The sequence below is a fragment of the Haloechinothrix salitolerans genome, from assembly GCF_042662605.1.
GTDB classification, from domain to species: Bacteria; Actinomycetota; Actinomycetes; order Mycobacteriales; family Pseudonocardiaceae; genus Haloechinothrix_A; species Haloechinothrix_A salitolerans.
The window spans coordinates 1,435,542-1,460,377 of sequence record NZ_JBHSXX010000001.1; the positions used below are offsets into that span (position 1 = coordinate 1,435,542).

Genomic DNA, 24,836 nt, shown 5'->3' on the forward strand with positions numbered 1-24,836 from the left:
CGGCCCTGCTGGCGCTACGGTAGATCAAGCGCCGTATCGCGGCTGGAAGGAAGGCTGTCATGGCTGCGAAACAGGGTTTCCTGGCCGACAGGTCACCGTACAAGCTGTCCGTGACGAACATCGTGTGCTGGCTGCTGCAGATCGGTCTCGCGATCTTCATGGTGGTCCAGTCGGCCATCCCGCTGTACCAGGGCGGCGCGTACAACATCGAGACGTTCGACCGGATCGGGTTTGGCCAGTGGTTCCGTCACTTCACGGCCACGGTCGAGACGGTCGGTGCGGTCGGTCTGCTGATCCCGGCGCTGTCGGGGCTGGCCGCGTTGGGGCTGGTCGGCGTCATGATCGGCGCGATCACCACCGAGCTCACCGTGCGTACCGCGGCCGGCGCCGTGCTGCCCGCGGAACTGTTGGTGCTGTTCGCGATTGTGGCCTGGTACCGCTGGCCGCAGACGAAAGCCCTGGTGGGATGGGTCGTCAGGCGGGTGGAGAGCCGAAGGCGCTGAGGAACCGGTCGCGGAAGTCGTCCATCGGCCAGACCGGTGCGCTCGGTCCGGGCCGCAGCCCGTTCTCCCAGTCCCAGTCGTCCATGCGGTCAAACACCGCAGGGTCGGCCGCGATGATGCTGATCGGTACGTCCCTGCCGGAACCCTCGCCGGTGACCATCGAGGCGGGCTGATGATCGCCAACGACGATGAGTACAAGGTCGTCGTCGCCGTGGTATTTCACGTAGGAGAGCAGCGAGCGCAGCGTGTACTCGATGTTGTCGGCATATCCGGCGCGCGCGCCGCCAGGTGCCGACACGGTGGTCGGCATGTCCGCGAGTACCGAGCCATCGCCGAGGTCGGCCCAGGGGACATACCGAGGTACCTGGTCCCACGGCCAGTGGCTGGACGTCAGGTCGATCTCGGCCATCACCGGCCGATGTTTACCCGCGAGTTCGTGGCGGTGGAAGGCCGCGAGGGTGAACTGGTCAGGAATGGTGTCGAATGAGAAGCGGGGGCCGCGATACCCCAAGGTGCGGGAGTCGTAGTAACCGTCGAAGCCATAGAACTCTCGCTCGGACCAGTCTTCCGTGTTCGCGGGCACGACGCCGACGGTGCGCCAGCCTGCGCGGTTGAACGCGGCGGTGAGAGTCAGCCGGTCGCTCGCCACCGTTGTGTCGTATCGCAGTTGGTTGTCCACCCACAGGCCGGACTGCAACGTGGCGTGGGCTAGCCAGCTGACGCCGCCGACCGTCGGCGAGGTGAGGTAGGCACTGCGCGCCGTGAACCCTGCCGTGCGCAGTGTTCGTGTGCCGTTGTCGAGGGCGGCGCTGATGCGTGGGGCGATGTCGGGATGTTCGACGGCGACGCGGCCATAACTTTCCACGAAGGTGACGACGACGTCCTTCCCGCGTAGCGCGGTGAGCAGTTCATCGCCGTTGACGTCGTGGAAGGCGTCAACGGACGTGTCGCGGGCGAATTCCCGTTTGTCGCGGATGTCGGCCACGACCTGGTGTGCACGGTCATAGGCGAACGCCGCGGCGCTGCGAGCGGCGATCGGCTGACTGGGCGCGATCTGGAGGCCCGTCACGGCACAGCCGAGCCATACCACCCAGAGCACGATGACCGTCCGTGCCGCGCTGGTGCGATGCCTGACCACGACGCGTGTCAGCCGCACCATCGCCGCGGCGCTCGCGATCACCACGCCGAGCGCGAGCGCGGCCGCCGTAACGCTGAGGGCGATGGCTCCGGCGAGACCGACTTCGGCGGTAAGCAGGTCCACGGCAGGCCCGAACGAGTGCCAGTCGTAAGCGGGGTGGAACGCACGGTCGAGCGCCGAATAGAAACCTAGGTCGGCGATCTTCACGAGGGCCACCAGACCGAGTGCGGCGCCAAGAACGGCCGCCACCGGGCGTCGGGCGCGTTCCGAGACGAGCAGCAGCACCGGCACGGCTACCAGCATCTCGACTGGAATCCTCGCGAACGATCTGGGCGAGAGCGGGCCGACGTCGGTCGGGGCAAGCAGGGCGAACATCAGTAAGACGCAGACCAGCACCGTGACGGTCCAGGCAGTGATGTCGCGGCCGGACCGGACAATCGACGGCTTCATCGCCTGCCTCGGTCACTAGACTTCACGTCGTGACGATAACCGAACGGCGGCGGTTGGCGGGTAGCCTGCGCGGACCTGTGACTGGAGCCGCCGCCCAGTTCGCGCAGCTCGCGGTGCTGTCGGCGTGGTGGGGAATCGGCCTTGTCGGCTGGCTAGCGGGCACGGTGTATGCCCTGGTGTCAACCACCCTGCTTGCCGTGGCGCTGTGGCGGTCCGCGACACGGCGTCTCGGCCCCGCGAACGCGGTCACTCTCGCCCGGGCGACCCTGGTCGGTTCGGTCACCACGTTGGTCGTGGTCGATGTGGCCGGTCGGCCCGTGGACACGGTGGTGCTGGTGGCGATCGCGACGGTGGCGCTGGTGCTGGACGCGGTCGATGGCTGGGTGGCGCGGGCGACGGGAACGACCTCGTCGCTGGGTGCCCGCTTCGACATGGAGGTGGACGCCTTCCTGATCGCGGTGCTCAGCGTCTACCTCGCGCCGTCACTCGGGCCGTGGGTGCTCGCTATCGGCGGTATGAGGTACGCCTTCGTCGGTGCGGGGTGGGTGCTGCCATGGCTGCGGGGACCCTTGCCACCGAGCTTCGCGCGTAAGACGGTCGCTGCCATGCAGGGCGTCCTTCTGGTCGCGGCGGGCTCCGGCGCTGTCGGGCGCGTGGTGGCCACGCTGCTCGCCGGGCTGGCACTCGTACTGCTCGCCTGGTCGTTTGGCAGGGATGTTGCCTGGCTGTGGCGTCGATGGGCAGGTGCATAGCCATGCGCCCCTACGTCCTGCTCAGCGTCGCCACCAGTATCGACGGCTACATCGACGACACCAGCTCCAGCACGTTGGTACTGTCCGGCCCCGCGGACAAGGACCGTGTCGACGGGGTCCGCGCGGAGTGCGACGCGATCCTCGTCGGAGCCGGGACACTTCGCGCGGACAACCCGCGGCTCACGGTCAGCGACCGCAGGCGAAGCGAACGGCTCGACCGTGGCTACCCGGAGCACCCACTCAAGGTCGTGGTGACCGCCAGCGGCGATCTCGATCCCGACTTGCGGTTCTGGCGGCACGGCGGCGCGATTCTCGTCTATACCGTCAACTCGGTCGCGGGCCCGTTACGGGCGAGGCTGGATAGCCGGGCCGAGGTGGTCGGGCTCGGTCCCGATGTTGACTTCAGCGCACTCCTGGACGATCTGGCCGAGCATGGCGTCAAGCGGCTCATGGTCGAGGGCGGCGGCCAGACGCACACCGCTTTTCTCTCGCGGGGCCTCGTTGACGAGATCCAGCTCGCCATAGCGCCGGTCGTCATCGGACAGTCTGGCGCGCCACGATTCCTCAACCCCGCGAGCTACCCAGGAGGCCCAGCCCGCCGAATGCGTCTCGTCGAGTCACGAACGGTCGGCGACGTCGTGCTGCTGCGCTATCTCACCAGGTGACGAGCCGTAGGCAAGACAGGATGCCGTTGCGCAGGGCGGCTGAGCCCAGCGGTAGATCTGGGCGCTATCCCGATTAGGCGGCGCGAGGTCCAGCGCGCGCCATCCAGGATGGCGGGATGCAGAGTGGGATGCCGTTGGGCGACATTTCTATACGCCATTCCGAATGATGTATTAATCGGTGGCATGCGGTGCACAACAGGCACAAATTGTCGAGGTCGGTAGGACCGAGATCGAGCCACGAAATGATGTGGTGCGCGTGGCACCATTTGGCCGGGCGGCCGCATTTTATACAGCCTTTGTCGCGGAGTTCGAGCGCGCGGCGTTGGCCGAGGGTGACGAGTCGTTCTTTGCGTCCGAGGTCGAGGATTTCACCCTGGGAGCCGAGCACGGCGGGGATGACGCCCGCGTCGCAAGCCCAGTAGCGCGCTTGTTGCGCGGTGATGGGCAGGTCACCGAGCATCGCCTGACCGTGCTGCTCCAGCGCGGCTTTCAACGCGTCGTAGGACAGCGTCACGACCACGTTGGGGCGTTCACCACCCTGCACGGGCAGTTCGCCGGTGGTCAGCGTCAGCCCGATCAGGTCGGCGAGTGCGTCACCATTGCGCTCGGTGGTGGTGCGGGTATCGCGCTCGCCGTCCTTGGCGGGCTGTGGCTTGGACAGGGGTGAGAGGGCGGCGAGGAACTGTTGTCCCGTCTCGGTGTCAAACTCACCGGAGAACGCCAGCCTGCCGTCGCGGCGCCATCCCCACCGCAGTTCCCGCTTCGGCCTCGCCTTCTCCTCGTCATCGGGTGGCGTACCGTCCTGGTCCAGCCGCGCGAGGATCGCCGCGCCTGCCTTACGCACGTGCCGCGGCTCGGCGTCTCTCGCGAGTTCGACCAGAGTGCGCTCGTAGTCCGCTATCTCATCGGCAGGTACGTCAGCGGGAATGTCGTTGACGGTCTTGAGGATGGTGTCGACGTGCTCGGTGCCGATAGCGCCTTCCGCGAACGCCGCCGCGGTGGCGGGTGCGGCCGCGGGCATGACGATCGATCCGATTCCACGAATATCGTGGCAGGCCAGTGCCCGCGTCGTACGGCGGTTGGCTTCCTGGCGACTGATTCGCAACAGGTCGATCTGCAGCGCGTCCAGCGTGGGGTAGCCGTACTCGGCCATCGTGCCGCGCGATTGCATCTCAGCGAGGATCGCGCCTTGCTCGGCCTGCAACCGGCGGATGGCCTCCTCTCGCTCCGCAAGAGCTGTGGCGAGTGCGGCCTTGTCCTGGCGCCACCACTCGGTGTCGCTGAACGCGGATTCGCCGTACTCGATCACATGTTCGAATATATCAAAAAATGAAGCGCGGAGGAAGGCATTCCGCGATCGATCGCGGGCTAAATCAGTTAAGTTCCACGGAAGTTCTACACCTATCGTGCTATTACCACTATCGTGCTATTACCACTATCGCGCACCGGCCAACTATTTCCGTGATAGCAGGCGGTGCTGTCTGCTGGTCAATTTGGCCAGCTGGCGTATCGGCTGGCCGAGGAGCGGCTGGACCAGTTGGGTGTGTGGGTGCGGCATTACGGCGTGCAAGCACTCGGGGACACGTATGCTACTGGCCATGCGCTCGGCGCTCTGGTTTCCGATCTTTGACGATCTCGCCGATCCGGTGGTTGTCGCACGCTTGGCGGCCGAGGCCGAGGAGACCGGCTGGCAAGGGGTCTTTGTGTGGGACCACGTGCGCTGGCGATCGCCGATCCGGCACGTGGCCGACCCGTGGATCACGCTGGCCGCGATCGCCACCGCCACCGACCAGGTGCGGCTGGGGCCAATGGTCACGCCCCTTGCTCGCCGCCGTCCGACCAAGATCGCCAGGGAAACCGCGACGCTGGACCGGCTCAGCCGTGGTCGCCTCACGCTCGGCGTCGGTCTCGGCAGTGACCGTTTCGGTGGGGAATTCTCCAAGACCGGCGAGCAGCCAGACGCGAGGTTACGCGGCCAGATGCTCGACGAGTCGCTGGACATCCTCACGGCCGCGTGGTCCGGCGAGCCGGTCAACCACAGTGGTGGCCATTACACCGTCGACGGCATCCGGTTCCTCCCTCGGCAGCTTCAACGACCCCGTGTGCCGGTGTGGGTCGCGGGAGTTCCCGGAAACGTCAAACCACTGCGCAGGGCGGCCCGATACGACGGTTTCTTTCCCATCAACGTCGAACACCCCGACCAGTTCGGTGAAATCGTGGCCACGATCAAGGACCTGCGTCCGTGCGACGCGGCGCCGTACGACGTCGCGATCGGTTTACCACATGGCACCGACCCGATGCCTTATGCCAAGGCGGGCGCCACCTGGTGGATGCCGGAGTTCCCGCCTGACGTCTCATTGGACGTCGTCCGCGGTGTGCTGCGTGACGGTCCCTTGTGTATCGACTGACCACCCCGGCGCGGGAACGCTTTCAGTGGTCACGCCGGATGGGCCGACAGCGTTACGGCGTCACCGTGAATCCGCCCTGAGGTAGCCGATAGGCGACGCCCGCTGCCGCTCCGCTTCATCGCGATGATCTCGGCGGCGACGGACACCGCTGTCTCCTCGGGTGTGCGAGCGCCGAGGTCGAGGCCAATGGGCGATGCCAACCGCGCGAGTTCACCATCGCCAAGCCCGCGTTCTCGCAGCCGCATGAGCCGGTCATCGTGGGTTCGGCGGGATCCCATCGCGCCGATGTAGCCCGCGTCGGTACGCAGTGCCAGTTCCAGCAGCGGGACGTCGAACTTCGGGTCGTGAGTGAGCACGCACAGGACGGTGCGACCGTCGACCAGTCCGCCGTCGGTAGCCTCCGCGAGAAAGCGGTGTGGCCAGGACACGACGACGTTGTCGGCGTCTGGAAAGCGCTTTCGGGTAGCGAACACCGGGCGGGCGTCGCATACGGTGACGTGGTAGCCGAGGAACTTACCGATGCGTGCGACGGCAGCGGCGAAGTCGATCGCCCCGAATACGAACATGCGCGGTGGCGGTGCGAAGGAGTGCACGAACACCGCGATCTCATCTCGTCTGCGTTCGCCCCTCAATCCGTAGTGACGGACTGCCGTGGTGCCCTGATCGAGCATTCCGGCCATGTCCTCGGTGACCGCGGCGTCCAGTGCCGGGTCGCCGAGACTGCCGATAACGCGATCGGGCCATACGATGAGCCTCGTGCCGAGACGGTCATCAGCACTCACCACCGTCGCCACGGCAACGGGTACTTCGGCGTTGATGGCATCGGCGAGATCACCGAACTCAGGAAACGACGCGGTGTCCACCGGCTGCACCAGTATGTCTATAGTGCCGCCGCACGTGAGTCCGACCGCGAACGCGTCGTCGTCGGAGATGCCGTACCGCTGGGTGGTCGGCTGGCCGGTCTCGAGTACTTCTCGGCCCAGTTCGTAGACCGCACTCTCGACGCAGCCACCGGAAACACTACCCACCACTTCACCGTCAGCGGATACCGCCATAGCGGCCCCCGGTTGCCGTGGAGTGGAGTGGAACGCGTTGATGACAGTGGCGAGCGCGAAGCGCGTTCCGTTGGCGTACCAAGCGTCGATCTCCAGCAATACATCGCGCATATGAGGACTCCTAGCGGTCTTCGCCGACCGTTCCGTTGCGGATCACCGCTCGTGCGGCCTCCAGCCGCGCCACGGGAACCCGGAACGGTGAGCATGAGACGTAGTCGAGCCCGGCGTGTTCGAAGAACTGGACGCTGTCCGGGTCACCCCCGTGCTCGCCGCATACACCGAGTTTGAGAGTGGGACGCTGAGCGCGCCCTTCGTCCGCCGCGAGCCGCACCAGCCTGCCGACGCCAGCCGCGTCGATCGACTCGAATGGCGAAACGCCGAAAACTCCCTTCTCCAGATAGGCCGAGAAGAACGATCCCTCGACGTCATCCCGAGAGAATCCCCAGGTCGTTTGGGTCAAGTCGTTCGTTCCGAATGAGAAGAACTCGGCCGCGTGAGCGAGCTCTCCCGCGGTGAGTGCCGCTCGTGGCAGTTCGATCATGGTGCCAACGGGGAGATCGAGCGGTACGCCGGTACGCTCGCTGACCTCAGCCAGTACGGCCCGTGCCTGGTCCTTGGCAAGCTCAAGTTCCTGGACCGCGCCGACCAGCGGAATCATGATCTCTGGCCGCGGGTCACCGCCGGCCTTGGCTCGCTGAACGGTGGCCTCCGCGATCGCTCGAACCTGCATAGCGAACAGTCCCGGAACCACAAGCCCGAGGCGGACACCGCGCAGGCCGAGCATGGGATTCCGCTCATGTAGGCGTCGCACGGCGGTGAGCAACTGCCTGGTATGCGTGAGTTCCTCGCCGCGCTCATCCGCTATCGCCACGTGAACGGCCAGTTCGGTGAGGTCAGGAAGGAACTCGTGCAGCGGAGGATCGATGAGCCGGATCGTGACTGGCAGGCCGTCCATCGCGGTAAGTAGCGCGACGAAGTCTGCCTCTTGTAGCGGCGCCAGCGATTCGAGCGCGGCTTCCTGGTCCGCCGTTTCGTTGATCCCGACGCTGGTGAGAATGACATCCTCGATGGCTTTGCGACGTTCACCGAGAAACATGTGTTCGGTGCGGCACAAGCCGATGCCTTCCGCACCCATCCGGCGTGCCCGAACGGCGTCCTCTGGCGTGTCCGCGTTGGTGCGCACCCGCAGGCGTCGTCTGTGATCGGCGTGCCGCATGAGGCGATGTACCGCCGTCACCAGATCGTCGTTCGCCTCGTTGAGGTCGAGTTCGCCTGCGAAATAGCGCGCGACCGGTGATGGCGCGACGGGTACGGTGCCGACGAAGACCTCACCTGTGGAGCCGTCGAGGGACAGTGTGTCACCCTCATTGACCACGACGCCGTTCTTCGCCGTCAGCTGACCGGAGCTTTCGTCCACGGTGAGTTCGTCCGCACCACACACGCACGTCTTGCCCATCCCACGTGCGACTACCGCGGCGTGCGACGTCTTCCCGCCTCGACTGGTGAGTACGCCCCTGGCCGCCAGCATCCCGTCGAGATCGTCCGGGTTGGTCTCGCGACGCACGAGGATGACGTCATCTCCGTTGGCGGCACACTGGACGGCCTGGGTAGAGCTGAACACGGCTTTGCCGACGGCGGCACCTGGTGATGCGGCGATGCCAGTCGTAAGGCGTTGCCTTTCCTCGGATGATTCGAAGCGCGGGAACATCAGTTGCGCTAGATGTGTACCGGTCACCCGGGTTATGGCTTCGTCGAGGTCGATAACCCCTTCGTCAACCAACTGGGTAGCGATGCGAAACGCCGCTGCCGCGGTTCGCTTGCCGACCCGCGTCTGCAGCATCCACAGCTTGCCGCGCTCGATGGTGAACTCGATGTCGCAGAGATCCCGGTACTGGCTTTCCAGCGTCTCCATGATCGCCAATAGCTCGCCGTAGCAGCGCTCGTCAATCCGCTCGAGGTCGTTGAGCGGTAGCGTATTGCGGATGCCAGCGACGACGTCCTCGCCTTGCGCGTTGGGCAGATAGTCGCCGTAGACTCCGCGCGCACCGGTGGCGGGATCGCGAGTGAAGGCCACGCCGGTGCCGCTGTCGGCATCGAGATTGCCGAAGACCATCGCACAGACGTTGACCGCTGTGCCGAGTTCGCTTGGTATTCGTTCCTGCCGACGATACGAATCGGCGCGCGGCGAATTCCAGGATTCGAACACGGCGTGGATCGCCATGCGCAGTTGCGTGGTCGGATCTTGTGGAAACTCCTGACCCGTCCGCTGAGTGATGATGTCCTTGTACTCGTCGACCAGCCGTGCCAAGTGCTCGGCGTCGAGGCTGAGATCATGCGATACGTCCGCTCGCCGCTTGGCATCCGCCATGGCCGCGTCGAAGAGTGAGCCCTCGACGTGGAGCACCGTCTTGCCGAACATCTGCAGCAATCGACGATAGGAATCAAACGCGAATCGTTCACTGCCGGACCGCATGGCCAAGCCATGGACGGACTCGTCGTTAAGCCCAACGTTGAGAACGGTTTCCATCATCCCAGGCATCGAGAATTTCGCGCCTGATCGGACGGAGACCAACAGCGGGTCGTCCGCCTGTCCGAGCCGCTTGTGCATCCGTGACTCGAGCGCCGTGAGGTGTTCGACCAGTTCGTCCCACAGTTGTGGTGGCTCGTGGCCGGTTTCCAGGTAATGGCGGCATGCTTCGGTCGTGATCGTGAACCCTGGTGGCACGGGCAGGCCGATGTTCGTCATCTCGGCCAGGTTGGCTCCCTTGCCGCCGAGCAGGTCCTTCCACTCTCGATGGCCTTCTGCGAAGGCATAGATGAACCGGTTGTGGCGTTGAGCTGATGTCGTCACAAAAATCCTTGTCAAGGGTTAGCGGCTCAAGGCGGGGAAGACGGTATCCGCGCAGAATTGCAGCTGCTGGGCAGCGGCGTCGCCGTCGACAGGGGACAGCACCACACTGGTGGCGCCCGCCGCGAGTAGCCGCTCGATTCGCTCGGTTACCTCGTCCGGATCGCCCGCGACCGCCAGCTCGTTGACCCATTCGTCCGGCATCTCCCTGGCGAGCAGGTCGGCGCCACCCCGCTCAAGGAGTTCGCGGAGCTGGTCGTTGTAGCCGAACGGGGCCGTCAGCGCGTTGTGGGGTCCTACTGCGGAGAGATACAGCGCTACCTGTTGCCGAACCGCGGCCTTGGCGGTCTTGCCGTCCTTGTTGATGCTGAACAGTGCGAACGTTGGGATCAGGTGATCCTTACGCCCGCCCTCGTTCATGCCCGCCGTGATGTGCTCCGTCGCGAAATCGAGGTACTTCGTTCCGCAGAGCACGCTCATCACCGTGCCGTCGGCGATCTTGCCCGACAGCTTCAGCGACTTCGGGCCGAGCACGCCGGTGAGGATCGGAACTTCGGTCTCTGGGCGATGTGCGAGCGAGACCGCATGGAAGGCGAACTGTTTTCCTTCAGCGTCGATGGTGTCGCCCGCGAGCAGTCCACGGATGGAGTTCACGCACTCGGTGAGCGCGGTCAGTGGTGACTTCGCCGTGACGCCCATCTGGTCCGTCCAGAACGGCACGCCGTGGCCGACTCCTGGTAGGAAGCGACCGGGGTGCGCGAGAGCAAGGGTCGCGATCTCCATGGCCGTGACCGCGGGATGCCGGACGACGGATGCCGCGACTCCCAGCCCCACTTTGACTTGACTGGTCGCCCCGAGAGCGAGGGCCGCACCGGTGAAGCCGCCGTAGCAGAAGTAGTCTTCCGCGACCCACACCTCGGAATAGCCGAGGTCTTCCGCCCGCCGCGCGAGCGGCCCGATCTGGTTGGGAGCAGTAGCGGTGGCGATGAACGCGCCAACGGGGATGCCGCTCATGGGATCTCCTTATCTCGGTGTCAGCTGGTTGGCCCTACTTCGCAGTGTCGCGCGCTCGAACGCACTGGGCACCGGCGCAACGCGCAAACATCCCTGCCACGGATTGCCGGTCTGCACAATCCGCCTCGGTCCGTATCGCGGCCGGGTCCGCGCTGGCCACCAGCGCGGACCCGAGCCCCGTCGTTGATTCAGTCAGACACCGGGAGTCGTCGATGCTCGGATACCGGCTTCGCGGCCTCGCGGTGAGCGGCCCTGAGGAAGGTCGCGCTCGCTTGGGCGCAAGCGGCGCAGATGGCCTGGTGATCAGCGCTTGGATCGCGGTCCATCTCAAGAGCCACGTAGGCTTTGGCGCACCGATGGCAGCGCACCCTCGCTTCCCAGACGTCGTCGACTTCGGTTCGGGGGTCATGCGGACGGCGCAGCTCCGCGACATCCGAGCCGGTTGACAGCGCGATCCATTCCCCGATCGCGGAGATTACGAAGGCGACGGGCAAGGCCCAGGTAGCGGTCCACGATGTCTGTTCATCGACGCTGAGCATCACCATTCCAATTCCTGTGCCGACCGCCCACGCGCTGAACGAACGCCAGTTGACGGGTCGCACTCGGCCGGGGCGCCATTCTGGTCCTGCGTTCCGCCGGTGTTTCCGTGTGCGAGCGAGGAACACAAGTGCACAGGCCGTCCAGGAAACGCACAAGACCGATTGATAGCGCAGTGCGGCGAGGATATAGCTGAACACGTCGCTGAGCATGATCACGTAGACGATGGCGCCGACGATCAGTGCCCATGCGATCCTCGGCAACTTCAACTTGAATACCTTGGCGGACACGTTCTCCAAGTTTGTCGTGGCGAGATAGAAGTTGGCCGTGTTGATACGGGTTTGGCTCACCCACACGAACAGCAGCCCCCAGATGCCCATGAGCTGGACGATGCCAACGACGCCGGAGATCTCTGACAGCGGTCCGTCGGTGGGGATCGTGAGCGCGATGAAGATGCCGATGATGCCGTTGATCAGGATCGTGAACACATAGAATCCCGGCCCGAAGGTGAACCATCCGTTGACTCGCGTGTCGCGCTTATTGGCGCGCGCGAATCGCGCGAAGTCCCAGGTGGCCATCATGAGCACCCAGTCACCCATGTATACAGTGAATGCCCACCACCACCCTGGACCTGATACGGCGATGGTGTCGGGACGCTGCGTGAGCCAGTTCGCCGAGACATCGAACTTGAGGGTTGCCCAGATGGTCACGGCGCCGAGGCCAAGGACGTAGAACGGGAAAAGCAGGCCGTTGAACTTGTCGAGGAATACCCGTACGCCACCGAAGACCAATGGCACGCTGTAGAGCACGACGACCAGATACCACAGGCTGATGTCCAGTCCGCCGAAATAGTGCTGGAAAGCCACCGCGATCACCGAACCTTCGAAGACCGCGAAATAGGTGGCGATGATGGCGATCGTCAATGGTGCGATGACCCCACCCGAGCTGCCGAACAGGCTCCGGGAGAACAGGCTCACCGTCGTTCCGGTTCGCGCCGCGTACACCGAGAGCGCGTAGTTGATCGCCCCGTAGACGACCACCGAGAGGAGCATGCCGATGATCGCGTCTCTCGTACCCACGGTTAACGCGACAAGCGCCGCGATGATCAACCAAAACATCGCGCTCGCCAACGCCCACCAAGCGCCGAACATGGACAGCGGACCGATGCGCCATGAACGCGGCACGACGTGAGCACTGTAATCCTCCGTGGCGGCTTCACGGACGACGTTCGGATCATCGTGGTGGGCGACCTCCAATGGAGGTAATGGGGGAGTTGTGGTCATAGCGTGACTCCTCGCCGATCGGTGGGGATTTCGTTTATCGTGCGGCGGTATCACGTGCGAATCATCGGCGTCGTGCACAGAACCTGGCACGCGTGTTCGACGGGTTGAACAACTCTCTGGCGTAAAAAAAGGCACCCGGTGCGGGTGCCTTTGTGCGGAACGGTATTGATCCGAGCGATTAGATCGCTATCACGACGACCACGACGATCGCCACCAGCAGCACCAGGGGCACGGCGAGCCGCTTGACGATGGGCCATCCCGCGATCCCGACGAGGTTGATCGCGTCCTCGCCGTGCTTTCCACCGCCAGGCTTCACGTCGACTGGTCGTTGTTCGGTGTGCTGTTCGCGGGTGGCGGCGCCGTGGCCCATCGCGTTGGACGCCGATGACGACGGTTCGCTCGCGGCCGTCGTGTGGGCAGCGCTGAGCTGGCCTGCCAGGCAATCGGCGAACTGACCGAGAAGCTGGTTGCTCACATCCTGCATGACGCCACGGCCGAACTGGGCTGGTTTCCCGGTCACCGTGAGTACGGTAACGACGTTGACCCTCGTCTGGTCGCCTTCGCGTTCCAGGGAGGTCGTGATCGTGGCGGACGCGGTACCGGACCCCTTCGTTTCCTTGCCGGTTGCCTTGATCACCGCCCGATGAGTCGTGTCATCACGCTCAACGAACTCGGCCGAGCCACGGTAGGTGAGCTGCACTGGACCGAGCTTCACGCGGACACGTCCGGTGAAGTTGTCGTGGTCCACCGTGTCGAGTGTCGCCCCGGGCAGGCACTGTGCGACCTGCTCGATATCGAGCAGGATTTCCCAGGCCGCCGCCACGTCGAGTGGCACGGTGAACGAGTTCGTCAGCTCCATAAAGTCTCCTTGCCGGCTATTTTTCCCCATTCTTGACGTGGTGCCGAGGTGAGCCAACTGCCTTTTCGCACAGAAGCGACCCCGCGGATTTTTCGCGCTGCACAATGCGTACTCGCGCGGTGAGCGGGAAGGTATGGAAAGGCGCGATAGAACGTTCGTCGCGCTGGCCAGACCCCGGGGCCGGCCGGGACAGACGAAGCGGGAGGACACCTTGGTCGAGCAGAACACCCACGATGGGTTGATCGGGGCTCGGGTGCGCCGGAAGGAAGACCTCAGGCTGCTGACCGGCCGCACGCAGTTCGTCGATGACGTTGCGCTGTCCGGCATGTTGGAGGCCGCTGTACTCCGTAGCCCGGTGCCGCACGCACGCATCCTCAGTATCGACGCGAGCGAGGCGCTGGAGCATCCCGGCGTGTACGCGGTGGTAACCGGCGCCGAGGTGAAAGCCGCGGTGAGCGCGCCCCAGCCTGTGATCTGGCGCATGATCCCTGACCAGCTGATACCGGACGGTTATCCCCTTGCCGTCGATAAGGTTCGTTACGTCGGTCAAGGGGTCGCCGCGGTCGCGGCGAAGGACAGGGCCACGGCGGAGGACGCGCTCGAACTCATCGATGTCGAGTACGAGGAACTGCCTCCCGTCGCCACCCTCGAGGACGCCCTCGCGGAGGACGCGCCCAAACTCTATGAGGACTGGCCGAGCAATGTGAGCGGCAGTACGACGATCCCCAAGGGTGACGTCGCCACCGCGTTCGCCGATGCCGACGTCGTCGTCAGTGAGACCTTCCGGTTCGCGAGGCAGATGGGCACTCCGCTGGAGACACGAGGTGTGGTCGCGACGTGGGACCCCTACACCGACCAGCTCGACATGTGGCTTTCCACGCAATCCCCGAACCTCGCCCGAGATCTTCTTGGCGAGGTACTCGGCATCTCGGTCGACAAGATCAGAGTCCGAACCCCCGATGTCGGTGGCGGATTCGGTAACAAGTTCGACTTCTATGGCGAGGAGATCGTCGCCGCGATCCTGTCCCGGAGAACGGGACGGTCGGTGAAGCTCATCGAGGACAGGATGGAAAGCTTCGTCGCGAACGCGCACTCCCGTGAGCAGAAGATCGACGTGGAGCTCGCGGCGACGTCCGATGGCACGATCACTGGCCTGAAGGCGACCGTGTACGCGGTGCTCGGCGGGCAGCTCGGCACGGTCGGCATCGGACCGTGCTGGACAACCGCCGCTCTGATGACCGGGCCGTACGACATCGCCAACGTGGAGCTCTCCGTCGTGGGAGTCATGACCAACCGCTCGCCCTACGGCTCATACCGCGGCTGGGGCCAGCCCAAGTCGAACTTCGTGCACGAGCGCATGGTTGAGCTGCTTGCTCAGCGCATTGGCATGGATGCTCAGGATGTCCGCTTGAAGAACTTCGTGCCGCCCGACGCGTTCCCGTATGGCAGCCCGGTGTTCTTCTACGACAGCGGGCGCTATGCCGACTGCCTCGACCTCTGCAGGAAGTCGGTCGAGCAGGCAGGCTGGCTCGAACGTCGCGACAAGGCTCGCGCTGACGGTACCGCCGTGGGTATCGGCTATTCCTTCCACGTCGAGATCACCGCGTTCGGCCCGAGCCGCATCCTCAACATGGCGGGGCTGCAGCACTCCGGCTTCGATGAGGAGGTCGTGCGCATCGACTCGACCGGCCGCGTCACGGTCTATACCGGGCAGAGCGCCATGGGCCAGGGCGTGCAGACCGCGCTCGCCCAGGTCGCCGCGCAGTCTCTCGGTGTGGCACTCGACGACGTCACGGTGGTCGTCGGTGACACGGACACGTGTCCTTACACGGGATACGGGACCGGCGCCAGCCGTGCCGCCGCGGTAGGCGGTGGTGCGGTGCTGACGGCCGCGACACGTCTGAAGGAGAAGGTGCTCCGGATCGCGGGGCAAGTCCTGGAGGCATCGCCGGAGGACCTTGTCGTCGAGGACGGTCGTGTCTCGGTGGCCGGTGCGCCGGACAAGTCGATCAGCATGGCGGAGATCGGCGACGCCTCGTATCGGCGCATGAATGGGTTGTTACCCGAGTCCGAGTCCCCCACGCTCGAGGAGCGGGAGGTCTTCGATCCGGCCAACGTCGCGTTCTCCTATGGGTGCACCGCGGTGCTGACCGAGGTGGATACCGAAACCGGCGAGGTTCGGCTGCTGGATTACCTCATCGCGCACGACTGCGGAACCGTGATCAACCCGCTCATCGTGGACGGCCAGCTCCACGGCGGCGCGGCCCAGGCGATCGGAGGCGCGCTGTACGAAGAGCTCGTCTACGGCGATGACGGGCAGATCCAAACGACTACGTTCATGGACTACTTGATCCCGACGGCGAGCGAGATCCCGCCATTCAAGCTCGAACACATGGCCACGGTCGCGGATCACATTCCCGGCGGGTTCAAGGGCATGGGAGAGGGCGGCACCATCGGCGGTGGCGCGGCCATCACACACGCGGTCGAGGACGCGCTTTCCGACTACGGCGTCTCCATCACGTCGCTCCCGATCACACCCCCACGACTGCTGGCCGCGATGCGTGCCGGGAAGGACAACCGATGAAGGCCGCGACTTTCGAGTACGTCCGGGCGACCTCCGTTGACCAGGTGGTACGGACGCTCGCCGAGGATGAGGACGCGAAGATTCTCGCGGGTGGCCAGAGCCTTGTGCCGTTGCTCAACATGCGGCTGGCGCGGCCGACGACGGTTATCGATATCACGAGGATCGACGACCTGTCCTACGTGCGCAGGGCGAACGGTCACGTGGAAATTGGTGCGCTCACCACGCACCGCCTGGCCGAGACGTCGGAGCTGGTGCGGCGCAATGTTCCGTTGCTCGCCGAAGCATTGCGGTATGTCGGCCACGTGACGATCCGGAACCGCGGCACTATCGGCGGCAGCATCGCGCACGCCGATCCCGCGGCGGAGCTACCTGCCACCTGCGTCGCGTTGGATGCCGAGCTCGTGGTCCAAGGGCCGCACGGGCAGCGAGTGATCGCGGCGGCGGACTTCTTCCAGGGCTACCTGATGACCGCGATCGAGCCAGAGGAAGTCATAACCGAGGTTCGCGTCCCGGTGCTCGCGCAGGGCACCGGGTGCGCGGTCGAGGAACTCGCTCGCCGCTCTGGCGACTTCGCACTGGTCGCGGTGTTCGCCACGATGACTATCGGCACGGATGGGACGTGCCAGGATGCCCGGATAACGGTGGCCGGGGCTGGGCCCGCCCCGGTGCGGGCCACCGGCGCCGAAGCGTTGTTGAAAGGTGCGGCGGTGACACCCGATGTGATCAGCGCGGCCGCGCGGGCCGCCGCTGACGCGACCGATCCGCCGAACGACATCCATGGCCCCGCCGAATACCGGCGCGAGATGGCTGCCGTGCTCAGCCGTCGGGCGATCACGAAGGCAACCAATCGAGCGAATGGTGGTGTGTAGATGACTGGCAAGGTCACCGTCACTCTCAAGGTGAACGGTCGAACGTACAGCGCTGATTGCGAGCCAAGGAAGACGCTCGCTGACTTCCTACGGCAGGATCTCGGCTTCACCGGTGTACATCTTGGCTGCGAACACGGCGTGTGCGGTGCGTGCACCGTCAGTATCGATGGCAGCACCGCGCGTTCCTGTTGCATGCTCGCCGTCCAGGCGGAGGGCACGGAGATCACGACGGTTGAGGGCCTGGCCAGCGATGGAAACCTGCATCCACTGCAGGAAGCCTTCTGGAAGCATCATGGCCTCCAGTGCGGCTTCTGCACGCCGGGAATGCTGGCTACGGCATGCGAGTTGCTCGAGGACAACCCGGACCCGTCGGAGGACGAGATTCGCGAGGGCATCTCGGGAAACCTGTGTCGCTGTACTGGTTATCAGTTCATCGTTGACTCGATCCACGACGCCGCGCGGCAGCTACGCTCGACATCGTGACGGCACGACGTGAGCCGCATCCGGCGTTCCCGACGATCGCTCATCTCGAGGAGGCACTCCGTGAGCAGGACTATCTGGCTGATCACGGGCTAGCGACGGCGCTGTTCCTCGCGCTCGGTATGAGACGGCCACTGCTCCTCGAGGGAGAGGCGGGGGTTGGCAAGACCGAAGTAGCGAAGACGCTGACCCGCCTGCTTGGCGGCGAGCTCGTCCGGCTGCAATGCTACGAAGGCATCGACGCGTCGCAGGCGATCTATGAGTGGGACTACTCGCGGCAGTTGCTGTACGCGCGGGCCTCTCATGAGCTGCAGCGGGATCCTCGGCTGAGCGTTGGCGAGCTGTACCGGCCTGAGTTCCTGCTCGAGCGTCCGTTGCTGCGTGCGATCAAGGCAGGATCGCGTGCCGTACTGCTCATTGACGAGTTGGACCGCGCGGACGATGAGTTCGAGGCGTTCTTACTGGAGATACTGTCCGACTACGCGGTCACCATCCCTGAGGTTGGCACGATCAGCGCGGAGTCGCCACCTGTCGTGGTGATCACCTCCAACCGCACGCGGGAGCTCCATGACGCGCTCAAGCGGCGCTGCCTTTACCACTGGATCGACTTCCCTACGCTGGAAAGGGAGGTTGAGATCATCCGGCTCCGTGTTCCCGATGCCTCCGAGGAGCTGGCGGTGTCGGTGGCGACGGCAGTTGCCCGGCTCCGTGAACTCGACCTGGTCAAACACCCGGGCGTCGCCGAGGCTATTGACTGGACGGCCGCGCTCGCGCTCGTCGGAGCGCGGGGGGTCGATGCCGATGTCGCACAGTCCACGATCGGGTCGGTCGTCAAGAACCGGGAAGATGCCGAACGGGCTACGGCCGCGTTGATCGAGACGGTCCATGACTGACGGATACGTCGATCTCGCCGGTTTCGGTGACCGGCTGCGTCGGGCGGGGCTCGCGGTGAGTCCGGCCATGATGGTCGACTTTTGCACGGCGGCCGTGCTCGCGGGGCCAGGCGAGTTGTACTGGTCTGGCAGGGTGACGCTGGTATCCCGACCTCGGGACCTCCCGATATACGACCGGGTGTTCGCGGAGTACTTCGCTGGTACGCCGAATCAGCGGACCCGCACCGTGATGAGCGCGGCGAGTCAGGCACGTCTTTCCGACCTGGGCGACGATGAGGGTGCACGGCTTGACGAATCCGATGGTGTCGCGAGCGCGACCGAGATGCTTCGGCGCAAAGACTTCGCCGCGCTGTCGCCAGACGAACTAAGTCAGCTCGCGAGGTTGCTGGCCGAGCTGACCATCACGCCACCACCGCGCAGGTCACGGCGCTGGCGTTCGGCACGGCGGGGCGCGCCTGATCTCCGTCGTACCGTTCGTCGTGCTCTACGGTCGGGAGGCGAACCGCTATCGCGTGCCACTCGCGTCCGTCGTGTCCGTGCCCGCCGAGTGATCTTCATTCTCGATGTCTCGCATTCCATGGTCGACTATGCCCGCGCGCTGCTGATGTTCGCGCACGCGGGTGCCCGTTCGCGTGCTCCGGTCGACGTGTTTTGCTTCGGTACTCGCCTCACCCGCCTGACGACGATGCTGGCGCGGGCTACGCCAGATGATGTTCTCGACCGAGCCGCGGATCTGGTGCTTGATTGGGACGGCGGGACGCGGATCGGTGATTCGATCAAGCGGTTCCTTGACGACCGAGGGCACACGGGGCTGGCTCGCGGGTCTGTTGTTGTCATCTGCTCGGATGGTCTCGACACCGGTGATCCGGCGGTGCTCGGCACGCAGATGGCTCGGTTGTCCCGGCTCGCGCACCGGGTTGTCTGGCTCAACCCACTCAGCGCCAGCGTTCGTTACGAGCCGTTGGCGCGCGGGATGCGCGCCGCGCTTCCCCATGTCGATGTGTTCGCGAGCGGCCACAACCTGGCCGACCTGGAAGACCTCGCCCACCTGCTGGCCGGCGTGATCGAACCGCGTCGTCTCAGCCGGTCACGAGCCGGGTCGATGCCGTAGAGTTCGGCCATGTGGCAGCTGCGGCCGGAGGAAATACGGACGCTCGCGCTCGGTGCCTCCCTGCTGGGAGGCGGCGGGGGCGGATCGACCCGCGCGGCGGCGTTACTCGCCGAGCGCGCGCTGCGGTTGACCGGACCATTGACGGTGCTGGATGTCGGTGAGCTCGACGCGGACGCCTATGCGGCGCCACTCGGGCTCGTCGGCTCGGTGACGGTCTTCGAGGAGAAGCCTCTCGCCGGGACCGAGGTACGGCGGGCGGTGGCCGCGCTTGAGCGGTACTCGGGTGTTCGGTTGCGAGCGGTGCTCGGGTTCGAAGCGGCGGGGGTGAACGCCTTGCTGGCCGTCGCCGCGGCGGCCAGCCTGGAACTGCCACTCGTGGACGCCGATGGCATGGGCAGGGCGCTGCCACAGCTCGATCAGACGGTCTTCACGCTGAATGGGCTGGCCGTGTCTCCTATGGTGGCCGCGGATGACAAGGGCGCGCTCGCGGTGCTGGACGGCGTGGACGGTTTGCTCGCGGAGCAACTGGCACGGTCGGCCGTCGTGACTATGGGCGGCTGGGCCATGGTGATCATGGCGCCGCAGCGAGGTAGCGATATCACTCGATACGCGATCCCGCGGACGATTCACCGCGCGTTGAGCGTGGGCAGAGTGCTCAGTAGGCAAGACTACGGTGCCGTTCTCGCCGACCACGGGGGCCGTGCGCTGTTCCGCGGCCGAGTCGTCGACGTGGAGAGAGGGCCGAGAGGTCGGTTCGGGGGTGGTAGCGCGATCCTTCAGCATCTCGACGATGCCGATCGCGTGTTACGGGTCGAGTTCCAGAACGAGAACCTGCTCGTTCTGGAGAACGGCGAGGTGCGAGCCTGCGTACCGGACATCATCTGCCTGCTCGAGGCTGATCGTTGTGTGCCCGTGACCAGCGAGGACGTGCGGTACGGCCTCGAAGTGGACGTGCTGGTGCTGCCGTGCGCCGCGGCGTGGCGAACGCCCGCGGGGCTCGGCCTCGTTGGTCCCCGCGCGTTTGGCTACGACGTGCCGTATTCGATTCCGCGAGGTGAATCGTGACTGATGTGGTGGACCGGCCAGTCACGGTGCGTGAGCTGCTCCGGCTGGAGGAACTGGCTGGGTACGAGATCAGCGGTAACGAGGACCGCCTCGATCGCGAGGTGCGTGACGTCGTGGTGGCTTTGCTCGGCGGCGGAACGCCCATCGGACGGGGCGCACTCGTGGTGGCCGCTTATCGTCGTTCATCTGGTTACGAGGCCGAGCTGCTGTTGCGCAAGGCGGACACCGGTGGCGCGGTAGCGGTAATGCTGACGGGAGCGAGCCGGCTGATGCTGTCGACCCGTAGGCTCGCCGAGCGTCTCGGCATGCCCTTGCTCGCGCTACCGGACAGCGATCCGGTCCATCTCGCCTGGCGTGTGTCGCGCCATGTGCATGATCCTGAACGGTTTTCCACCGTCGTGCTGTCACGTCTGCTGCGCAGGCTGCGGACTCCGGTCACGAAGCCGGATGAACTGATCACCATGGTCAACACGGAACTCGGTGCCTCGGCCGCACTGCTGAGTTCGGATGGTGCGGTCGTAGCGGGAGATCGGCCGGATGAGCTCCCCGCTGCGTTGTTCGAACGTCCCGTTCCGCAGGCTGTCGACGTCGCCGATGGGCACTTGCTGTGCGCGCCGGTATTCGTCGAGGACGTGCGCCACCCCGAGCTGTGGCTCATCGCTCGGATCCCGCCATCCCACCAGTACTGGACAGAAGGCACCTTGCAGGCATTGTCCGCCGCCGCCTCGGCAGGGGCCAACTGGGCCGCGCGGCAGCGGCTGGCGAGCGAACGCGATGCCCGTGACAGGAGCACATTGCTGTCAGAGCTGATCGACACTGGTGGCGCGATTCCCCGACACCTCGCGGAGCGTGCGGTTCGCGCCGGCTGGCGCCTCGATGGCTGGCACACCGGAGTTCATATTCGCGTGTTGAGCGACCCCGCGTCGATCGTGCGGCATACCGGACGGGTGCGCCGAGCGTTGAACGACAACGGTTTCGCGGGGCCGGTGGTGGAACGAACCGATGGCTGGTCATGCTGGGCCACGGACAATCGAGAGCCGAGGAGCGCCTCGTATCGCGACACCACGGCGGCCATCCGTAAGGCCATCGACGACGTCGCCGAGGCCGACGCCCTTGACGTCGTCGCCGGGGTCGGGAGGCCCTACGCGGGGCCGCGCGGTATATCGACGACGTTGCGCGAGGCGCGCGAGGCATGTCTGTTCGCTGACGCGACCAGCAGGAACGGTCGGGTGGAACACGTCGACGAACTCGGTGTGCGGCGGGTGTTGGCGGATTGGTACCACGCGGAGGCGTTCCGGTCCTATGCCCGCACGCTTCTCGCGCCGCTGCTCGATGCCGGCGAGGACCAGCTCGTCGAGACACTGCGGACTTACCTCGAGCTGGAATCGTCGACGTCGTCCGCGGCCGCCGCGCTGCGCGTACATCGGAACACCGTGATGCACCGCATCGGCCGCATCGAGCAGTTGCTGTCCATGAGCCTTTCCCGCCCCGACGAGCGGTTGGTACTCCAGTTGGCGTGCCGGGTGCTGCGGGGCGGGGAAGAGCGCGTGGACTGATCGGTGCTATTCGTTCTGCTTGCTCCTGAGCGCGCGCAACACCGCGAACGGAGTGAGCGGTAGCTCGTTGATGGGCGTGCCGATGGCGTCGGCGACCGCGCACGCGATCACCGCGGCGACCGGGACGATCGATGGCTCCGCGGCACCCTTGGCGCCAAGCGGCCCATACGGGCACGGATTTTCCAGGATCTCGATGTCGATGTGCGGCGCGTCGACCGCGGTCGGGAGCCGGTAGGTTTCTAGACCAGCGTCGAGTACGTCACCGTTGTCGCCGATCCGCAGGTTCTCGAAGAGCGTGTAACCGACCCCCTGCAGCACGCCGCCCTGGATCTGGCCCTCGATCATGTGCGGGTTGATCGCCGTACCGACGTCTTGTGCCACGACATAGCGCGACACGGTGACCTTCCCCGTGTCCGGGTCGACCTCGACCTCCGCGAAGTGTGCGTGATAGGTCGCCGCCGTGAACGAGGTGAACAACGCGCCGGCCATGCACCCCGCGTCGAACGGGACGGGCGGCGCGGCGAACTGGCCGGACGCGACGATGGGACCTTGGCTGAACATCGCCGTCGCGACCACCGCGGGCAGCGGTACCTGCTTGTCCGGTGCTCCCTGCACCCGAACGGTGCCGTCCGCGAGTTCGAGGTCGGCGGCGGATGCCTCGAGCATGCCCGCGGCGACGTCGAGGAGCTGATCACGCACCTTGACAGCGGCATCCTGAGCGGCGTTTCCCATACCGAAGGTGGTGCGGCTGCCTTGCGCGCCGTGGTCGTAGCTGCCCGTGTCGGTATCCGCCGGGCTGACCTGCACGTCTTCGAACCGTAGCCCCAGCTGGTCCGCGACGATCTGCCTGATTCCGGTGGCCACCGCGCCGGTGCCGATCTCGGCGGCCGCGCAGGTAATCGTGGCGGTACCGTCCTCCTCAAGCTTGACCGAGGCGCCAGAAGGTCCTGGATTGGTGATCCAGGTGAGCGGGACGACGGCGATGCCGCGGAGTGTACCGTTCGCTTCCTTCGGCGGTCCCCACGGCCGGATCCGCTCGACGCGATCCATGGCCTGTGCTAGGAACGCGTCATCAAGCCGTTGACCGTTCACGATCTCGTCACCGGCGCGGATCAGGTTGCGTAGCCGCAGGTCCCTGCGATCCATGCCGAGTTCGCGGGCGATGTGGTCGAAGTGCATCTCCTGCGCGTACACGCAGTACGGCCCATTCACCCCTCGGAACGCGGCGGTCGGTGGCGTGTTGGTGTAGGCGACTTGGCTGACATACCGAGCGTTCGGGATGCGGTACGTGCCGCCGAGTACCAAGGACGCCACGTTCGCGCACGCCACGGTCTCCCCGCTGCTGTTCGCCCCGTTGTCGGAGATGATCCGGCCTTCCTGGGCGAGGATGGTGCCGTCGGAGGAAACCGCGGTGCGTAGGCGCACCACCGCGCCCTCCCGAGGGCCACACGTCGCCTGTTCCTCGCGCCGTGTATTGACTATCCGCACCGGTTTTCCGGTCTTACGTGCCAAGATGCAGGCGAACGGCTCCAGCATCATGTCGAGCTTGCCGCCGAAGCCGCCACCGATGGTCGGCACGATCACTCGCACATCCGAGATCCTGGCGCCGAGCAGTTCCGCGATACGGCCGCGTACGTTGAACGGGAACTGGGTCGGGGTGTGCACCACGTACCGGCCGTGTTCATAGCGTGCGACCGCGGCGTGCGGTTCGATGGACGTCTGGTGCTGTCGCTGCGTCCGGAACTCGTCCTCGATGATCACGTCCGCGCCGTCGAACGCCGCGTCGGCATCGCCGCGTTCGAGGCTTGCTTCCCACGCCAGGTTTCCGTCGCGGGGGCCGGGAACCAAGGTCTCGTATGTTTCCCAGTCGGGATGGATCAGCCGTGTCCCCTCCGCGAGGGACTGTTCCACGTCGAGTACGGGCTCGAGCGGTTCGAGGACGACGTCGATCGCGGCCAGCGCGGCGTCGGCCTGCTCAGGGGTGTCCGCCGCGACGGCGGCCAGCGGTTCGCCGACGTAGCGAATCACGTCGCGCGCGAACAGCGATTGATCTTTGAGCACGAAGAACATGCCGGAAAGCCCTGGAGCGTCGGCCGCGGTCGCGACGGCACGGACGCCGGGCATCGACTCGGCCTTCGATGTGTCCAGCTCAACGATGTTGGCGGCTGGCACGTGTGACCGGAGCACCTTCGCTACGAGCTGACCCGGTTCGGTGTAGTCCATGCCGTAGATCGCGGCGCCCCGTACCTTGTCCGTGCCATCGGCACGCCGCACGTTCGTTCCGACTACGGTCATCGGGGATCTCCGTTCGTCTCGGTGGCGGCCATCGCCGCGTCCACGATCTTCTGGTAGCCCGTACACCGGCAGATGTTGCCCGCGAGCGCTGATCGCACCTCGCTGTCTTCCGGGCGGGCATCCTGGTCCAGCAGCGCCGTGAGCGTCATCACCACGCCGGGTATGCAGGCACCGCATTGCACACCACCGTGGGTGAGCAGGGCATCCTGCACCGCGGTGAGCTCGCTGTCGTGCCGTGCCAGTCCTTCCACGGTGCGCACGTCGGAGCCGTCCGCGTTGGCGACGGGATACAGGCACGCGGCGACCGGCGCGTCGTCAACGAGGACGGTGCACGCTCCGCAGCGCCCCTCACCACAACCGAGCTTGGCGCCGAGCAGCCCCAGGTCGTCACGCAGTACTGACAGCAGCGGTCGGAGTCCTGGTGACTCGATGTCGACTTCCTGCCCGTTCACGGAAAAGGAGTAGGACATG

The 24,836-nt window shown here is 65.6% G+C and carries 20 protein-coding genes; 11 read left to right on the forward strand and 9 right to left on the reverse strand.

Annotation, left to right across the window (positions count from 1 at the left end; genetic code table 11):
- Positions 1-110 precede the first annotated feature (110 nt).
- Positions 111-503, forward strand: a complete 393-nt coding sequence (locus ACFQGD_RS06730; RefSeq protein WP_345405924.1) for a DoxX family protein — start codon at positions 111-113, stop codon at positions 501-503.
- On the opposite strand, the gene ACFQGD_RS06735 is transcribed toward ACFQGD_RS06730, so the two are convergent.
- Positions 475-2,091 (reverse strand): LTA synthase family protein, encoded by a 1,617-nt coding sequence (locus ACFQGD_RS06735; RefSeq protein WP_345405927.1) that lies wholly within the window; start codon positions 2,089-2,091, stop codon positions 475-477. The genes ACFQGD_RS06730 and ACFQGD_RS06735 overlap by 29 nt on opposite strands.
- 29 nt (positions 2,092-2,120) lie before the next feature.
- On the opposite strand from ACFQGD_RS06735, the gene ACFQGD_RS06740 reads away from it, so the two are divergent.
- Positions 2,121-2,843: a CDP-alcohol phosphatidyltransferase family protein gene (locus ACFQGD_RS06740; protein ID WP_345405930.1), complete on the forward strand. Its 723-nt coding sequence runs from the start codon at positions 2,121-2,123 to the stop codon at positions 2,841-2,843.
- 2 nt (positions 2,844-2,845) lie between these two features.
- Positions 2,846-3,508, forward strand: coding sequence for a RibD family protein (locus ACFQGD_RS06745; RefSeq protein WP_345405933.1), 663 nt, complete (start codon positions 2,846-2,848; stop codon positions 3,506-3,508).
- A gap of 73 nt (positions 3,509-3,581) precedes the next feature.
- On the opposite strand, the gene ACFQGD_RS06750 is transcribed toward ACFQGD_RS06745, so the two are convergent.
- Entirely contained in the window at positions 3,582-4,817 is a 1,236-nt protein-coding gene (locus ACFQGD_RS06750; RefSeq protein WP_345405936.1) for an HNH endonuclease signature motif containing protein, read from the reverse strand.
- Positions 4,818-5,106: 289 nt separating this feature from the next.
- Here ACFQGD_RS06750 and ACFQGD_RS06755 point away from each other — a divergent pair, with 289 nt between their 5' ends.
- Complete coding sequence (locus ACFQGD_RS06755; RefSeq protein ID WP_345405939.1) at positions 5,107-5,916, forward strand: LLM class flavin-dependent oxidoreductase; 810 nt, start codon at positions 5,107-5,109, stop codon at positions 5,914-5,916.
- A 29-nt stretch (positions 5,917-5,945) separates the two neighbouring features.
- Here the strand turns inward: ACFQGD_RS06755 and ACFQGD_RS06760 are convergent, their stop codons facing one another.
- From ACFQGD_RS06760 to ACFQGD_RS06780, 5 genes are all read right to left on the reverse strand, one after another.
- On the reverse strand, positions 5,946-7,082 hold the full coding sequence (locus ACFQGD_RS06760; protein ID WP_345405942.1) for an XdhC family protein: 1,137 nt from the start codon (positions 7,080-7,082) through the stop codon (positions 5,946-5,948).
- Positions 7,083-7,092: 10 nt separating this feature from the next.
- The gene (ppdK, locus tag ACFQGD_RS06765; RefSeq protein WP_345405945.1) at positions 7,093-9,822 is read right to left on the reverse strand and encodes a pyruvate, phosphate dikinase; all 2,730 of its coding nucleotides are present in this window, start codon (positions 9,820-9,822) and stop codon (positions 7,093-7,095) included.
- A gap of 18 nt (positions 9,823-9,840) precedes the next feature.
- Positions 9,841-10,833, reverse strand: a complete 993-nt coding sequence (locus tag ACFQGD_RS06770; protein WP_345405948.1) for an LLM class flavin-dependent oxidoreductase — start codon at positions 10,831-10,833, stop codon at positions 9,841-9,843.
- Between the two features lie 188 nt (positions 10,834-11,021).
- Entirely contained in the window at positions 11,022-12,653 is a 1,632-nt protein-coding gene (locus ACFQGD_RS06775) for a purine-cytosine permease family protein (RefSeq protein WP_345405951.1), read from the reverse strand.
- A gap of 178 nt (positions 12,654-12,831) precedes the next feature.
- A complete protein-coding gene (locus ACFQGD_RS06780; protein WP_345405954.1) occupies positions 12,832-13,512 on the reverse strand; it encodes an SRPBCC family protein in 681 nt (226 codons plus the stop codon).
- 133 nt (positions 13,513-13,645) lie between these two features.
- On the opposite strand from ACFQGD_RS06780, the gene ACFQGD_RS06785 reads away from it, so the two are divergent.
- The 7 genes from ACFQGD_RS06785 to ACFQGD_RS06815 are packed head-to-tail and all read left to right on the forward strand — an operon-like array spanning position 13,646 to position 22,070.
- A complete protein-coding gene (locus ACFQGD_RS06785) occupies positions 13,646-16,096 on the forward strand; it encodes a xanthine dehydrogenase family protein molybdopterin-binding subunit (protein WP_345405957.1) in 2,451 nt (816 codons plus the stop codon).
- Positions 16,093-16,965: an FAD binding domain-containing protein gene (locus tag ACFQGD_RS06790; RefSeq protein ID WP_345405960.1), complete on the forward strand. Its 873-nt coding sequence runs from the start codon at positions 16,093-16,095 to the stop codon at positions 16,963-16,965. The genes ACFQGD_RS06785 and ACFQGD_RS06790 overlap by 4 nt, the downstream gene beginning before the upstream one ends.
- Positions 16,966-17,448 carry a (2Fe-2S)-binding protein gene (locus ACFQGD_RS06795; RefSeq protein WP_345405963.1) on the forward strand — a complete coding sequence of 161 codons (483 nt, stop codon included), beginning with the start codon at positions 16,966-16,968 and terminating at the stop codon, positions 17,446-17,448.
- Positions 17,445-18,338, forward strand: coding sequence for an AAA family ATPase (locus ACFQGD_RS06800; protein ID WP_345405967.1), 894 nt, complete (start codon positions 17,445-17,447; stop codon positions 18,336-18,338). Before ACFQGD_RS06795 ends, ACFQGD_RS06800 begins: the two co-directional genes overlap by 4 nt.
- The gene (locus ACFQGD_RS06805; protein ID WP_345405970.1) at positions 18,331-19,449 is read left to right on the forward strand and encodes a vWA domain-containing protein; all 1,119 of its coding nucleotides are present in this window, start codon (positions 18,331-18,333) and stop codon (positions 19,447-19,449) included. Before ACFQGD_RS06800 ends, ACFQGD_RS06805 begins: the two co-directional genes overlap by 8 nt.
- Positions 19,450-19,458: 9 nt before the next feature.
- Positions 19,459-20,514 carry a DUF917 domain-containing protein gene (locus tag ACFQGD_RS06810; RefSeq protein WP_345405973.1) on the forward strand — a complete coding sequence of 352 codons (1,056 nt, stop codon included), beginning with the start codon at positions 19,459-19,461 and terminating at the stop codon, positions 20,512-20,514.
- On the forward strand, positions 20,511-22,070 hold the full coding sequence (locus tag ACFQGD_RS06815) for a helix-turn-helix domain-containing protein (RefSeq protein ID WP_345405976.1): 1,560 nt from the start codon (positions 20,511-20,513) through the stop codon (positions 22,068-22,070). The genes ACFQGD_RS06810 and ACFQGD_RS06815 overlap by 4 nt, the downstream gene beginning before the upstream one ends.
- A gap of 6 nt (positions 22,071-22,076) precedes the next feature.
- On the opposite strand, the gene ACFQGD_RS06820 is transcribed toward ACFQGD_RS06815, so the two are convergent.
- On the reverse strand, positions 22,077-24,365 hold the full coding sequence (locus ACFQGD_RS06820; protein ID WP_345405979.1) for a xanthine dehydrogenase family protein molybdopterin-binding subunit: 2,289 nt from the start codon (positions 24,363-24,365) through the stop codon (positions 22,077-22,079).
- Positions 24,362-24,835, reverse strand: coding sequence for a (2Fe-2S)-binding protein (locus ACFQGD_RS06825; RefSeq protein ID WP_345405982.1), 474 nt, complete (start codon positions 24,833-24,835; stop codon positions 24,362-24,364). Before ACFQGD_RS06825 ends, ACFQGD_RS06820 begins: the two co-directional genes overlap by 4 nt.
- Position 24,836 lies beyond the last annotated feature (1 nt).